The 14,723-nt window shown below is 50.2% G+C and carries 11 protein-coding genes; all 11 read left to right on the top strand.

The window, feature by feature from the left end; all coding sequences use genetic code 11:
* Window positions 1–144 precede the first annotated feature (144 nt).
* The 11 genes from DYD62_RS10420 (at window position 145) to DYD62_RS10370 (ending at window position 14,668) form a co-directional block, all read left to right on the top strand.
* A complete protein-coding gene (locus DYD62_RS10420) occupies window positions 145–786 on the top strand; it encodes a DUF1175 family protein (protein WP_207916371.1) in 642 nt (213 codons plus the stop codon).
* On the top strand, window positions 714–5,243 hold the full coding sequence (locus DYD62_RS10415) for an alpha-2-macroglobulin family protein (protein ID WP_165928623.1): 4,530 nt from the start codon (window positions 714–716) through the stop codon (window positions 5,241–5,243). Before DYD62_RS10420 ends, DYD62_RS10415 begins: the two co-directional genes overlap by 73 nt.
* Window positions 5,224–5,745 carry a DUF2300 domain-containing protein gene (locus DYD62_RS10410; protein ID WP_207916369.1) on the top strand — a complete coding sequence of 174 codons (522 nt, stop codon included), beginning with the start codon at window positions 5,224–5,226 and terminating at the stop codon, window positions 5,743–5,745. The genes DYD62_RS10415 and DYD62_RS10410 overlap by 20 nt, the downstream gene beginning before the upstream one ends.
* Window positions 5,746–5,962: 217 nt before the next feature.
* Entirely contained in the window at window positions 5,963–6,739 is a 777-nt protein-coding gene (locus tag DYD62_RS10405; RefSeq protein ID WP_115227272.1) for a YfaP family protein, read from the top strand.
* 119 nt (window positions 6,740–6,858) lie between these two features.
* A complete protein-coding gene (locus DYD62_RS10400; protein WP_115227271.1) occupies window positions 6,859–7,521 on the top strand; it encodes a hypothetical protein in 663 nt (220 codons plus the stop codon).
* A 15-nt stretch (window positions 7,522–7,536) separates the two neighbouring features.
* Window positions 7,537–8,292 (top strand): hypothetical protein, encoded by a 756-nt coding sequence (locus DYD62_RS10395; RefSeq protein ID WP_115227270.1) that lies wholly within the window; start codon window positions 7,537–7,539, stop codon window positions 8,290–8,292.
* Window positions 8,267–9,808: a YiiX/YebB-like N1pC/P60 family cysteine hydrolase gene (locus DYD62_RS10390; RefSeq protein WP_115227269.1), complete on the top strand. Its 1,542-nt coding sequence runs from the start codon at window positions 8,267–8,269 to the stop codon at window positions 9,806–9,808. Before DYD62_RS10395 ends, DYD62_RS10390 begins: the two co-directional genes overlap by 26 nt.
* A gap of 65 nt (window positions 9,809–9,873) precedes the next feature.
* The gene (locus tag DYD62_RS10385; RefSeq protein WP_115228268.1) at window positions 9,874–10,575 is read left to right on the top strand and encodes a glutathione S-transferase family protein; all 702 of its coding nucleotides are present in this window, start codon (window positions 9,874–9,876) and stop codon (window positions 10,573–10,575) included.
* Window positions 10,576–10,638: 63 nt separating this feature from the next.
* Window positions 10,639–11,856: a DUF1615 domain-containing protein gene (locus DYD62_RS10380; protein ID WP_233702903.1), complete on the top strand. Its 1,218-nt coding sequence runs from the start codon at window positions 10,639–10,641 to the stop codon at window positions 11,854–11,856.
* Between the two features lie 674 nt (window positions 11,857–12,530).
* Window positions 12,531–13,055, top strand: coding sequence for a hypothetical protein (locus DYD62_RS10375; RefSeq protein ID WP_115227268.1), 525 nt, complete (start codon window positions 12,531–12,533; stop codon window positions 13,053–13,055).
* On the top strand, window positions 13,052–14,668 hold the full coding sequence (locus tag DYD62_RS10370) for an ATP-binding protein (RefSeq protein WP_115227267.1): 1,617 nt from the start codon (window positions 13,052–13,054) through the stop codon (window positions 14,666–14,668). Before DYD62_RS10375 ends, DYD62_RS10370 begins: the two co-directional genes overlap by 4 nt.
* The last annotated feature ends 55 nt before the right edge of the window (window positions 14,669–14,723 follow it).

Genomic DNA, 14,723 nt, shown 5'->3' with positions numbered 1-14,723 from the left:
AGCAGAAATTAAAGACTTCGCGGGGATCCCGCACCTAAACACCGTGCCGAAGGCACTGATCTTTTTGAATTTGTTTAGCTCCAAAACAACGGCGGGTTGCACCCGCCCTACAGATCACCCCCAACACAAGGAAACCGACCTTCTGTGTTTTTAAGTAAATATCTCTGCACCGGCCTTATCTTGCTCAGCACCGCCAGCCTTGCCGCAGAACCGATCCTCAACCCCGCTCAAACACAGGCTTTTCGGGGCTGGTTTGTACGGATTGTGAACGAGCAACTTAGGCAAGGGCCGAACCCGCGCTGGCAGCATCGAGATTGCGCGGGATTGGTGCGTTTTGCGGTGGCAGAAGCCTTGCAAAAACACGATGCGGCATGGCTGCAAAGTAATGGCATTAGCCGAATGGGCTTGCCGCCAGAAGTAGATTTAAGCCCGGCCAGCCGAGAGGCCTTGCGGCATAACTGGAAGCAATCAGACGGCAAACGCGCCGCCTATGTACCGGCTTTTGGGCTGGTGCAAAACAATGCCCGCCTAATTGGTAAAGATATTAATCAGGCAGAGGCGGGTGATTTACTTTTTTTTGACCAGGGCGACGATCAGCATGTGATGGTCTGGACTGGTCGTTATATTGCCTACCACACCGGTACGTCTCACCCAAAAGACTCGGGTTTAAGAGCCGTAAGAATCGATCAATTAATGCAATGGAAAGACACGCGATGGCAGCCACGCAACGACAATCCCAATTTTATCGGCATCTATCGCCTGGCTTTCTTGCCCTCTGCTTCTTAATTTTCAGTCTATTTAGCAGCCCCAGCTTTGCTGCCGATTACGCTGTGCGCGGCAGTACTTTTTATTTATTGTCTGATTCTGGCTTTGCCAGTACTGACGAGGCCACGGTGCGGCTGGAAGCCTCCACTTACGATGCGCAAAGCTATGGCGGCGTTGATATTCTGGTTTACCGTGTACCTAAGCCGCTGGATTTTCTGAAGCAGCAAAAAGACCCGCATAAGCTCGATTTGAAGGGTAACTATCAGGGCGAAGGCGCGGCCAATGCCTTGCGCTATCTGTGGGACCAATGGTATGCCCGCTCACGTAAAGCGTGGCAAAGGGTGTTTTCTGCCCCTGCCCGTGGTGCCGTCACCCAAGCTGCACCCGCACTCAAAACCCCACCGCCCACCACCACCCGCTATACCGCAGTGCGCCAGTATCAGCCGCTTAAAGGCTTTGAGCTGGTGAATGAATTTCGCTACCCGCTGCATCTGGCCAAACCAGAGGCCGCCAATAAAGCAGGGCGATTAGAAGGCAGCAGTAGCGAGCGTGGCGTCACCCCAGGCAATGTACGCGTGCCTTTGGGTAAGCTATCCCCTGGCTTGTATATTGTTGAAGGCTATCTGGGCAGCTACCGCGCAGCCACCCTGCTGTTTGTCTCTGATACCGCGCTGATTACCAAGGTATCTAGCGAGCAAATGCTGGCATGGACGGCGCACAAGCAAAGCGGCGCAGCCGTAGCCGACAGCGAGCTGGTTTGGAGCGATGGCAACGGCACTTTAAAATCTGGCGACACGGATAAAGAAGGCATTACCATCTTTAAAAAAACAGCACCTGAGCAAAGCTATGTTTACGGCGTAGACAGCAAGGGCGGCGCAATGATTTCGGAGAGCTTCTACTATCCGGCCGAGGTAAACAACAGCAAGCTGTATATTGTGACCGACCGCCCGCTCTACCGGCCTGGCGATGAAGTCAATGTGTCTCTGGTTGGCCGGCAATTTGAAAGCGCCCGCGAAAGCAGCCGCCTTAAATCTGAAACCGTGCAACTGATGCTGCGTGATCCTGCTGGCACCGAATTATCGCGTCAGGAAATCAAAATCAATAGCGATGGCGCAATTGCCCACTTTACCCTGCCCGATAATGCCGTGGCAGGGGGTTATGATTTGCGACTTGTTTATCAAAACACCCCCTATGCCGCGCCGTTTCGCGTCTCTGAATACACCAAGCCGCATTACGACATCAGCATTGATCTGGATAAGGCAGCGCTTAAAACCGGCGAAGAAGTCAGCGGCAAAGTCAGCATGCGCTACCCCGATGGCCGACCTGTAGCGGGAGCCAGCGTAGAGCTTGTACTGCGAAGCCAGCGTGTATCTATGGTGAATGCCGAAGTCCAGTACCAAGGCTTGTTTCCTCTTAAGGTAAAACAAGACACGCTTAAGCTCGATGCCAGCGGCAATGCCCGCTTTAGCCTGCCTGCTGCCGCCGACCCTAGCCGCTATGTATTGCGCGTGATCGGCAGCCAATCTGGCGCTTACCCTGTTACCGCCAGCCGTGAAATGCTGATCGACAGTGCCGCCAGCCGCTACCGCATTGTGCCGGACAAGCAGTTTTCAGCCCCCAATGAAACCGCCCGCTTTAAGCTGATCAGCGATTGGCCTGGGCAAAACAAACCCGCCAGCTGGAGCGCCCAGCGGCTGGAAGATCGCAGCACACAAAGCGGTACACTCGCGGGCAATGTCCAGCAGTTTGATATTCAGTTTAAGCAGGCCGGTAATTACCAGATTAATTTGCTGGATGCTGCGGGTAAATTGCTTGGGCAAAGCAGCTTTATTGTGAGCGGCAAGGGGCTGAATGTAGCGCCAGGCTCGATTTCACTGCTATTTGATCGCGAAAGCTATGCGGTAGGTGAAACCGCTGAGGGCGTATTGAGTTTTCCTGAAGATGTAAACGACGCCCTGCTTACCTTAGAGCTGGAAAACGTACAAGAAAAAGCCACGCTGGCTCAAGGTGGCAATTGGCTTAAGCTGAATAAAATCAACGCCCGCCAGTGGAAAATCAGCCTTCCTATCGTCAAAGACTATCGCCCGAATATGACTTTCTCGGTGCTGTATATCAAACACGGCAGCCATACTTTCCAAAACCGTGGCCTAGCGGTGATTCAGCCCAAAATCGACATCGCCATTAAGAGCGATAAAAAAGAATACCAACCCGGCGATATGGTGACACTAGAGCTCAGCAGCAGCGTGGCGGGTAAAGGCGCTTCAGCTCAGCTTAGCTTGGGTGTGGTCGATGAAATGATTTATCTGCTGCAGCCTGAAATCACGCCTGATATTTATGACTTTTTCTACCACGCCCGCCGTAATGCGGTGCGCACCAGCGCCAGCTTAAATTTCTATGGCTACGATATGGCATGGTCGCCCCGCTCAGGAGCGGACGATGAAATGCGCTACAGCTCGCGCTCGCAAAAAATGCTGGTTCGCCCGCGGCGCGATAATATGGATACCGCCTACTGGAACGGCGCGCTGAAGACCGATGCCAATGGCAAACTTAAAATCCAGTTCCGCATGCCCGACGCACTTAGCCGCTGGCGCATTACTGCGCGTGCGATCGATAATGATGGCGTGGTCGGGCAAAAAACCCACTATATCAACTCAAATAAAGCCGCCTATGTGCAATGGGCCGCAGCTAAAACCTTCCGCGAGGGCGACACGCCCAGCTTGCAAATTGCCGTAACCCAACAAACCGACAAAGCCCAATATCAATTGGTAACGCGGGCGGGGAATAGCGTGCAAAAAGAGCAAACGCTCAACCTCACTAAGGGCACCAGCTATATTCCACTAGAGGTTGGCCCGCTGCAAAACGGCCAATTGATTATTGAATTAAAACAGGGTGGCAAGTTGATCGACCGCTTGATTACCGATCTTAGCCTGCAAGCTGCGCAAGAAATGCACACGATCAGCCAAAGCATTCAGCTTAAAGAGGGTAAGGCCGATATCAGCCTGCCTGCTGATGCACAGGCGGTGCGCTTGCAGCTTTTAGAGAGTGGCGACGCAGCGTTTCGCAGCGTGATCGATGATTTAATCGACTACCCCTATGGCTGCGTAGAGCAAACCGCCAGCCGCCTGCTGCCCTTAAGCCTTGCTTACCAAAAGCTCAGCGATGCACCCGCACCGATGCGCGCTGCCTTGCGCCAGCGTATCGAAAACGCACGCTTACGCTTACTAAAAATGAGCGGCAGCGGCGCGGTCTTCAGCTGGTGGGGCGATAGCACGGCAGGCGACCCGATGCTGACCAGCTACGCCCGCCTTGCCGAGGCACAAGCCAGCCGTGCGCTGGGCCTAAGCCCAAGGCTGGCCAACAGCAAATCTTTTCAAGCACTGTATGCTAATCAAGTAAAATCCATGCCGCCGCTGCATCAGGCACTCACACTATGGATGGCGGCCGATACGGGCGAGGCGATTCGCACCCAGCTCTCTGGCCTTGTCGATCAGCTGGCAAAAATCAGCCCATCGCAGAACAATGCCAAGGCCAATATCATGAACGCGCCCGATTCGGCACAGGGCCAGCAGGCCGCGCTGGTCTTGCTTAGCAAGCTCGCCAGCCAGCACAAGCTTGCGCTGCCGGACGCCATCAAAGCATCGGCCAAGGCTGCCACACTTAGCCTTAAAAAATCCAAGGAGCCATGGCTGCAGGCACTGGCAGCATGGAGCAGTGGCGACTCAGCCGACACCGCACAGCTGCTGGCCACGCTCAGCCAGAACACACCGACGCTGGAACGCTCCCTCGCCCTGCTCTGGTTGCAAGACGAGTGGAAAACGGCCAAGGCCAGTGCCCTTACACCACAGGGCAGCTGGCGCAGAAATACGGGCAGCAGCGGCGGTATTGAATGGCGTTTAAGCGGCAAAACTGCAGAAACATTGGCGATTCAAGTTGCTAAAGCACCCGCTTTACTCAATGCCACGCTGAAATACGACAGCGCCAGCAAAGCAGTAAACGCCCTGCCAGTCAGCATTACGCGGCAGCTCTATGTATTAGAGCCCAAAGGAGAGGCAGGCTTTACCGCCAAGCCTGTGCCTTGGACCAGCAAGCTGGCCACCGACAAACTGTATATTGATGAAATTGTGCTGCAATCGAAAAAAACCTATCGCTACGGCCTGATTGAAGCGGCTCTGCCACCGGGCGCGATGGTTGAAGAGCAGCACTGGGGTTTAAATATCGACAATCTGCCAGGGCAAGATAAATACGAAGATTTAGAAGGCAATGAGCAAAACACCCTTGCCGTCCAGCCCATGCAGCAGCGTGCCTTAGGCTACGCCCAGCCTGTGGCAGTCCTAGATGGCAAAGTTGTGCAGCGGCAGATTATTCGCTTCACCCAAGCAGGCCGCTTTACCCTGCCCGCAGCACGCTACTTCAGGATGTATCAGCCAGACGAAGCCGCGCTAGAAGAAGGAGCTGTCCGTGTTGTGGAGATACGCTAGCCGCCCGAAATCCCCCCTAGCCCCCCTTTTTCAAAGGGGGAAAGCAAGCTGTGCAGCACGCTGGGGAGATGTTTACCTTGAGCAAAACGGCGACAATAAGCACCACGCCACCCCCTTTGAAAAAGGGGGATTGAGGGGGATTTTCCTGCTCATCCTGCTCATCCTGCTCTTCAGCAGCCACTACGCCACAGCCAGCCCCCCCTGCCAACCCTTGCCTGAAATCCAGCAACGCCTCGGGCAGTTTGCTCGTGGTTGGCATAGCAAACTTGCGATGGAAACCGGCTATGCACCGCCAGCACGCTATACCGTTTGCCAGTTAAAAAGTGGCCTACCCTTTGCAGATCACCGGCTCAAGCGCATTTATATCAGGGGGCTGGCCAGCGAAGACGATGAAATCACCCTCGCCCATGAATACCTTCATCTGGCCTTCAGCCACCATCCGCGCGGCCACGACGAAGTGTTTATCGAAGCCTTGGCAAGACGCCTGGTGGGGGTGCCGTGATTGGGCCAACAAACCCAAATCTTGAACTTCAGAGAAAAAGGAGCACACAGAGAAAACCAAGGTCTTGCCTCGCTATCTCGGGGATGACAGTTTTGATGTGGTTGCTTTTCTCCGTGCATCTCAGTGTTCTCTGTGGTTCAAGATTTGGGTTTTGAAGCCTAATCACTCAAGACAGGCCTTAATTTCCGTACTAACGCGCACTATCCGGACCAATACCATGAAGCCTTTAGCCCTGTTTCTCTGCCTTTTGAGCCCCTTTGCCACTGCCGCAGGTTTGCAAATCGATGCCCCCGCTGGCGGCTGGCGTAATACAACAGGCAAGCCTGAGCGCTACACACAAAACGTGCAGTATCCGGCCACGCTGGTGAATACGCCTGAAAACCAGGGCAAGATGGCCCTGATTCGCGGGCATATTGGCAAAACGCCAAAGGTACTCCCTAAGGGGGAAGATAATCCGCCTTACCGGTTGATCGTCAACGGTGTGCCTATGCCGCTACGCGTTGATGCGGATGGCAGCTTCTCCCGCCCCTATTCTTTTGGTCGTGGTGCTAATAGCGTAGAAATTCAAAGCCCGGATGGTAAGGAGCGCGCTGCTACACAATTTTTTGACAGCAATAAAGACCGCCCGCAAACCAAATTGCGCGTGGTGCTGTCGTGGAATACCAATAATACCGATCTGGATTTACACGTCATCAGCCCGGATGGTGAGCACACTTATTATGGCAATCGTGTCAGCAAAAACGGCGGCGCACTGGATGTGGACGTCACCTCCGGCTACGGACCAGAAATCTACGCCAATCCCAGCCCGCCCAAGGGGCGCTATCTGGTCTATGTAAATTACTACGGCGGCTACGATGCAAAACCCGCCATGACCATTGCCCAGCTTTCTATCATCAATAACGAAAATACCCTGCACGAGAAACAACAGCTATTTAACGTCCCCATGCGTAAAACGGGGGATTTAACGCTAGTGGGCAGCTTTGTTTATCCATAGCCTGATATCTGCAGAACAAGCCCAATAAAAAACCAGCGCCTTATCACGGCACATGCAGGCAGGGCTGGATAAAAACCACTTAAGGCTAAGCACCCTCATTTTAAATTGGACTGGAAGAAATGAAACATCAGCTCAAGTTAACAGCGATTTTAATGTGTATTTTATCCGGCCCGATCATGGCCAAAGACATTGAAATCTCTTGCGATCAGGATGATTATCAAAACCCACACGTCTTAGCACAAGCCCCAAGCGGAGCAAAAAGAATTAAACCGCACACCCTGCAAGTTAACTGGCAGGCTGGAAAACATTTATTTAAAGACAAACCCCCTTTTGATGAGCCACTTTCTGGTCGGGCATGGCATTACTGTACTTTCAATCCACAAACAGGGCAGCACCTGATCCTGGCAGAGGATGAGGGCATGTTCTCTGGTGAACTACTGAATGAGCGCACAGGGAAAATCCTTGCTGCAGGCAAGAGCGTGCGTGTTACACCTGATTTATCTCTGTATTTTTCCAGTCAGCAGCCCAGTGGCTTTGATGGTGAAGAATGGAAAATCTTTAATGCAGAGGGGAAAGTGCTTTGGCAAGGATTATCAGTCGTTGAAGACAATCACTCCATTACCGCTGAATACAATAAGCCTCATTGGAATAATGCCAATAAACTTCAGGCTCTTCATAGTTGCACCATTAACAATCCACTACTGAAAACGACCCTTGTTACTCTAGAAAAAATAAAAAACAGCTATCAATGGCTCCCTCAAATCAAATGCCCTCGTTCTTAAGCACAAAGACCTTCAATGACCCACCAAACTCATACCGCTCTAAGCCGTTTCAAGCCCGCTTTATGGATCATTGCCACGCTGGCACTGCTGATGCTCTGGCATGGCCCCATTGCCCAGCATGCGCATTACCATGATTTTGCGGATCAGCGCGCTGGCTTTGGCGTGCCTAATTTATCAGATGTGCTGTCTAATCTGGGCTTTGCCATCATTGGGATATGGGGCTTAAAACTCAGCGGAACTCAAAGGGGGATCAGCCGCGCAGGCTGGTTTTTAGGATTTTTTAGCCTCATTCTTACCGCACTGGGCTCAGTCTGGTATCACCTTGCCCCAGATGACACACGGCTAATTTGGGATCGCCTGCCCATTGCACTGGCTTGCGCAGGCTTTTTAGCGGCCCTTGCCAGCCAATTACACGGCCAGCTGAAAAGCCAGTGGTTTGCAGTGCCGCTGGCCTTCTGGGCGGCGGGTTCTGTGGGCTACTGGGTATTCACGCAGGATTTGCGCCCCTATTTATTACTGCAAGCCTTACCCTTGATCCTGCTGCCTCTGTGGCAATGGCAAATCAGCGGCAGGCACCGCGCTTTTTGGCTCATGTTTTTTGCAAGCCTTTGCTATATTTTAGCCAAAATCACCGAGCTGCAAGACTTGGCCTTATTTAATGCGCTGCACCACATTATTTCCGGCCATACACTGAAGCACCTGTTTGCCAGCCTTGCCTGTCTGTTTATTTTGCGATCGAGAAAATATGAAACCGCGCACTTCCCTGCCTGAATCTTTGATCAAACGCGCCACCCGCTGGTTGCCCCCCCTGCTGGCCTCCCTTTTACTTAACCTGCCCGCACAAGCAGCCAGCAGCCTGCAGGATTTTCAAAGCCATATCAGCGAGCTGATCAGTATTCGCTCTGAGGCCTATCGCTTTGCCGAGCTGCACCAGATTATCAGCAGCAGCGACACCCCTAAATTAAACCGCCAGCAAAGCGAGCAATTACGCAGCATCATTCAACGCTATCTGGCTGCGCGTGCACTTTTAATGCCCGAGGTAGAGCGCGTAGCGCCTTGCTTTTCACTCACCTCGCCAATCCGTCTGAATATTCAGAGGCCAAGTACCGCAGGCCTGCCCGAGCTGTGCAATACCGCACGCAGATGGGCTCCCTCGCTCAATCCCTATGATGACGTGGGTAAAAACACGCTGCTGGATATCGAACGCGGGCTGGCTGCCGCGCTGGTCTTGATGGACAGCTACCAAATTGCCATTGAGCCCTATGCGCAGAACTCTGAAATCCGCTATTTACTCAATTACGATGTCAGAAACACCGTGCAGATTGATCAGCTGATCCATCAATACCGCTCTGGCGATGTGCATGCCCAATTACGCCTTGCCAGTGATTTAGTCGACCAGTATTTTAAAATCCAGCGCGAAAACGGCGTTACTCCCAATGCCACCGAGCAATATCTGTATACGCTCAGTCAAAGCACCATCTGGTATGTTAATCAGCGCAAAACCGCATGGATCAACCCGCTGCAAATGACCGGCTTTATGCTGGAAGACTTTAACCAGCAAAAGAAAGTGGCTTTGAATACGCTCAGCTTTGGCTTAAGCCTTGGCTTTGGCCAGATGGTGGGGCTGGTACAAACCCGCAGTGGCAAGCTGCGCAGCTTGGATAAAGATGCCTTATCTCAGCTTGAAGCTGAAATGAAACCGCTCGATATCCTGCTGGAGAAAACCCCTTTCCGCCTGACCGATAAAATGATTCCCGGCCATTACGGCCATATGGCGCTGTGGCTGGGCAGCGAGGCCGAGCTAAAAGAAGTCGGCGCTTGGGAAAGCATTCCAAACCAGTGGCAGGAGCAGGTACGCCAAGGCAAGCGAATTGTTGAAGCGCTGCGTTCAGGCGTGACCCTGAGTACCCTTGATCACTTTATGAATATTGATGATCTGCTTGTGTTGCGCGATCAGCGCCACACCAATAAAGAATACCAACGCAATGCCGCACTCACGGCCGTACAGCAACTGGGCAAAGAATATGATTTTAATTTTGATGTAATGACACACGAGCGCATTGTGTGCTCTGAACTCGCCTACGTGGTTTTCCCCGATCTGGATTGGCCTCTGGCACAAACACTGGGCCGCTACACCATCAGCCCAGATAATGTTGCCCAGCTCTCCATCGGCGAAGCCCCCATCTTCAGCCCGGTGATTATGTTTCATGATGGCAAACGTGAGCCGGATCAGCTGCAGGAAAAGCTCCTAGCACTGATCAGCAAGGGAAAACTGCAAACAGAGTGAAATTGACAATTGTCATCAGAACACTGGCAAAATAGCTTTCCCATCTTTTGATTGGTGCTGACGTGATGATGACTCTTTACACCTTTGGCCCGGCTTTTGGCTTGCCCGATATGAGCCCCTTTGTAACAAAAACGGAGCTGCTACTCAAAATGGCGGGCTGCGATTACCGTTGCCAGACGGGGGGCTACGCCAAAGCCCCCAAAGGAAAGATGCCCTATCTGCAAACAGAAGACGGGGTCATTGATGATTCCACGCTGATTCGTTTTCACCTAGAACAAAGCCACCAGATTAACTTTGATGCTGCACTTAGCCCCGCCGAACGCGGCATTGCATGGGCATTTGAAAAAATGCTGGAAGAGCATCTTTACTATATTTCGCTCAGAGACCGCTGGGCCATTGATGCCAACTTTAATAAGGGACCTAGGAATATTTTCAAACGCATTCCGGCCTTGATCCGTGGCTTTGTCATCTGGAAAGTGCGGCGAAAAATGAATACCAAGCTACGCATTCAGGGCATTGCACTGCATAAAGAAGCCGATATTATTCAGCTGGCAAAAAAAGACCTGGATGCGCTGGCTGATTTCCTAGCCGATAAAACCTATTTAATGGGCGACACGCTGTGCGCCGCCGATGCAACGGTTTATGCCTTTATGCGCAGCGCACTTTGCCCGCTTTTTGATTCTGCCACACACGAATACGCGCTCAGCAAGCCCAATCTGATCGCTTACTGCGATCGCATCAGCAAAAAATTTTACCCGGAAAGCTAAATATATTGGCGGGCGAAGGGCTTTTGTCCTAAGCTCGCCCTTTTGCATGAATTGGCCCCAGCCGTGCTGCCCCGTAAACTCACCCCTATCTTGCTTTGCACCCTGCTTGCAGCCTGTGCCAGCGCACCGATTCCACCTGCGCCCGTCATGACCCCCGCACCGGTCAGCGAGCCGGTCGCACCGCCCGCAGCAACGCCAATCCCCACCCCTGCGCCCGTGCAGGCACCTCCTGTGATCGTCGCACCTCCCGTTGCGGCAGTTAAATCAATCAGCACGCTTGAAGCCCAAACGCTGGTTGGCAAATTGCTCCCTGCTAAAATCAGCGAACGTAATGGCTGGAAAAATGATTTAGTCGATGCCTTTACCACGCTGAAAATTCCTTATACACCAGAGTATTTTTGTGCGGTGATGGCGGTCATTGAGCAGGAATCCAGCTGGCAGGGTGATCCGCCAGTACCAGGATTAGGCAAGATTGTCTGGAAGCAAGTCGAAGAAAAAGCGGGCAAATATCATATCCCTCTGATCGCGGTACAAACCGCCCTGCTTAAAAGCTCGCCCGATGGACGCAGCTACAAAGAGCGCATCGATAAGCTGCAGACCGAAGCGCAAATGAATGCCGTATTTGAAGATCTGGCGAATGACGCCAAGCGGCTAAGCCTGCCTTTTAATATGAGCAACCCCATCCGCACGGGTGGCCCTATGCAAGTCAGCGTGGAATTCGCCGAAGGCCATGTGCGCGCATGGCCCTACCCCTATGCCCGCCGCAGCAGCGTCAGAAACGAAGTATTTACTCGCAAGGGTGGCGTGTATTTTGGCACCGCCATTTTGCTGCAGTACCCAGCGCCTTACAGCAAAATGATTTATCGCTTTGCCGACTTTAATGCAGGGCGCTATGCCAGCCGCAATGCGGCTTTTCAGGCCGCCGTGAATAAGCTGTCCGGAGAAGAAATGGATCTGGATGGTGATTTACTGCGCTATGAAAGAGGCTACCCCATGATCCAGAGCAGTGGCACAGAAAAAGCCCTGCAGAAGCTGGGCAAGCGATTAAACCTAAGTAATGAAGAAATTCGTCGTGATCTTTTATTAGAAAAAGTCACAGGATTTGGTCAAACCACACTTTACCAGCGGGTATTTAACTTAGCGGGCAATCCAAGCCGGGAAGTCATGCCGCAAATTGATTTGCACAGCCCTAAAATCACCAGAAAGCTCACCACAGAATGGTTTGCCAAGCGAGTCGATGGACGCTACCAAACTTGCCTAAACCGTGCTCCGGCGATTTAAAACTAAAAAGCCAGCGGATGCTGGCTTTTTTAATGAAGGGTAAACGAGCTTAAAAGCCCGACCCAGATATCAGCTGTACCGCAGCTGTAGCGGACGCAGGTAAGGCAAGAGGGAAAAATAGATGGCAGGTAATCACCATCCAAACCACAATCACAACCAGCGAAACAAGCAGTTCAAACTTTTCTGAAAACACGAGGCACCTCCTGTCCATCAGGAAACCCGGCTTTGCACTTTTTCTTACCTAACGCTCATCATTATTTTCTTAAAAGCATTGCCGGCCAGCTTAATCTTTCAATCTCTTTATGCACATCATTATTGGTATTGTCTGAATATGGATTACTCCTGAAACAATCTGTTTCAACCGTATGCCAAAATTCTAGTCCTCTTCATCCATCTAATTCTTAACAAAAATCAAGTAACTCGTGTAAGTTATATACAAGATAAGTCTAAGACACAGGCGTTTAGGAGAGAAAAGCAATAGCGCCTGACAAAGAAGTGATAAAGCTAGGCATGGACATGTTGAGCTACCGCCTGACAAACGTGATACTTACGAGAAACAGCAATAAACCTTATTCAAATACAACACGTATGCAACAGATTTTTGTCTTTCCTACAGCAATGCTGTCAGCATTAAGAAAAGCATTTACGATGGAGGCTTGTCAGTATGACGGGGCATGACATTGAATAACCTTAAATTTCGTACATCTTGTGCCTGTATTGCCATTATTTTATTTGCTGTTTTTTTGCTTATCCTGAATTTTGAGCATCAGGCACAATTATTAATTACAGAATTTAACTCCCCTGCGCAGCGCAAAATATTAAAAGAAGTCCGGTCCGCCAATAAAGAATACAGCTTTGTTGAAAAAGCGATTCAGGATTATGAAACAAGCCCGGACACCTCCAATCTGCAAAATATAAAATTACAATTTCATGTTTTTTCTGAGCGCATCGAAAAATACCATAATGGCACATACGCAAGCCTATCTGAAAACAATAGACTATTTCAGGAAAATCTCCCTCCTTTGCTAAGATGGGTTGAAAAATATAAGAACATATTTAATAAAGAAGAAAAAATAAACATTAATGTACTGCAATCTTCAATGACTAAAGTAGCTCCGCATTTAAGAATAGTAGTAAACGCTTTAGATGAAAGAAATAATGAATTATTAGAAAAAACAAAGAAAAATTTTCATCCATGATTCAATCCAGGGTCTTACTGAATACCCTGCTGTTTTGCCTGATGCTTGGTTTTGCCCTGCTCGCTTTAAGAACCATCTGGCGCAATGAAAAAAACCTTGCCCAATTAAAAAATGCAGAACAAAAAGCACTGGCGGCCAGCGAGGCAAAAAGTTTGTTTTTAGCCAGCATCAGCCATGAAATGCGTACCCCTCTCACGACCATTCTGGGCTACACCGAGCTAATCAAAAATGCAGATATATTGCCCGAATTAGAAAGCAAATACCTGGATCACACTATTCATTCCAGCCGCCATTTACAAAGCCTGTTGGGCAATGTTTTGGATATGAGTAAAATCGAGGCAGGCCATATCTCCTACAACGAAGAAAATCTGAACCTGCGCGCTTTAATCATTGAAATTGAAGCCATATTTCAACCATTAGCACAAAAAAAAGGGCTGACACTCTCAATCGAAACCACTGATCCTATTCCGGAGTGCTTGTACTTTGACGGCGGTAAATGGCGGCAGATCATGCTGAACCTGCTCAGTAATGCCATTAAGTTTTCTGACTCAGGAAAAGTCAGTGTGTTTATTTCTATTGAGCAAATAAACGACGGGCCTTTCCATTTAAAAGCGGTGGTTAAAGATCAGGGAATGGGCATTGACAAGAGCGAATCAGATCTTATTTTTAAGCCTTTTGTTCAAACCCAAAGTGGTTTGAAAAAAGGGGGCACAGGCTTAGGATTGGTTTTAAGCAAGGAATACGCCCGCCATATGGGCGGTGATTTATCCTTTATCAGCAGCCGTGGTACAGGCAGTGAATTCACCGTCACCATACAGGTCAGGCAAGGAAAAAACACACCAGCAATGCCGGAATTTAACAAAGCCGATTTATCGCACCTGCATATCCTGCTAGTAGAAGACCAGGCGATCAATCGTGAATTAATGCGTTATATTCTGTGTGATGCTGGGGCGCATATTATTGAAGCAGAAAGCGGCTCGATTGCTCTCGATTTATTGCACAGAAACCCCCTGATTAATGCCCTGATTATAGATAGAAATATGCCGGAGCCTGATGGTTTACAAACCATGGCTTTAATGCGGGACAATGGATTTTTCTTACCCACTTTAATGGTGAGCGCAGGTTTACCCCCCAGTGAAGAAGATATGCAGCGGGTTGGATTAAAAGCATGGCTTAGCAAACCATTCCAGGCCCGCGATTTAGTGAATTCAATTTTCAGGGTTTACCACCATTTAAATGAACAGGCCCAGCCCGCTGGCCCCATTTCACACCCCTTACCCTTATTTAATCCGGCAGCCCGCTCACTGCTTGATTTCAGTGCGGAGCGTTTTTCATCTCTCTGTCAAAAAGGCCTGATCCGTATTGAAGAGCTATTGCATGAGCTAACAGAAAATAATTTTCAGCATAACCGCCTCATTGCTCATACAGGCAAAGGGATTGCATTACAAATTGGTGCTGAATCGATTGCTGCGCAGCTTGCTGATATTGAAAACACCCAAGGGCAATGTAAAGCAGATCAAATTTCAGAATTAAACATTTTATTAGTTAATACGCGTATGGCAATGCAGCATTGCCATTACAGCAGCCCATCTGATCAATCTGTTTCTTTATAATCCCATTATAATCTGTAAAAACACGATCCATGATTCATGGATTAAAAAGCTTAAT

Origin of the sequence: Iodobacter fluviatilis (genome assembly GCF_900451195.1) — a bacterium.
Lineage (GTDB): Bacteria > Pseudomonadota > Gammaproteobacteria > Burkholderiales > Chitinibacteraceae > Iodobacter > Iodobacter fluviatilis.
This window is presented reverse-complemented; position numbering and strand designations above follow the sequence as displayed.

What these genes read in the sequence shown, in the direction of transcription:
- DYD62_RS10415 (WP_165928623.1), top strand. Translation starts at nt 714, where the DNA reads ATGGCAGCCACGCAACGACAATCCCAATTTTATCGGCATCTATCGCCT.
- DYD62_RS10405 (WP_115227272.1), top strand. Translation starts at nt 5,963, where the DNA reads ATGAAGCCTTTAGCCCTGTTTCTCTGCCTTTTGAGCCCCTTTGCCACT.
- DYD62_RS10400 (WP_115227271.1), top strand. Translation starts at nt 6,859, where the DNA reads ATGAAACATCAGCTCAAGTTAACAGCGATTTTAATGTGTATTTTATCC.
- DYD62_RS10395 (WP_115227270.1), top strand. Translation starts at nt 7,537, where the DNA reads ATGACCCACCAAACTCATACCGCTCTAAGCCGTTTCAAGCCCGCTTTA.
- DYD62_RS10390 (WP_115227269.1), top strand. Translation starts at nt 8,267, where the DNA reads ATGAAACCGCGCACTTCCCTGCCTGAATCTTTGATCAAACGCGCCACC.
- DYD62_RS10385 (WP_115228268.1), top strand. Translation starts at nt 9,874, where the DNA reads ATGATGACTCTTTACACCTTTGGCCCGGCTTTTGGCTTGCCCGATATG.
- DYD62_RS10375 (WP_115227268.1), top strand. Translation starts at nt 12,531, where the DNA reads ATGACATTGAATAACCTTAAATTTCGTACATCTTGTGCCTGTATTGCC.
- DYD62_RS10370 (WP_115227267.1), top strand. Translation starts at nt 13,052, where the DNA reads ATGATTCAATCCAGGGTCTTACTGAATACCCTGCTGTTTTGCCTGATG.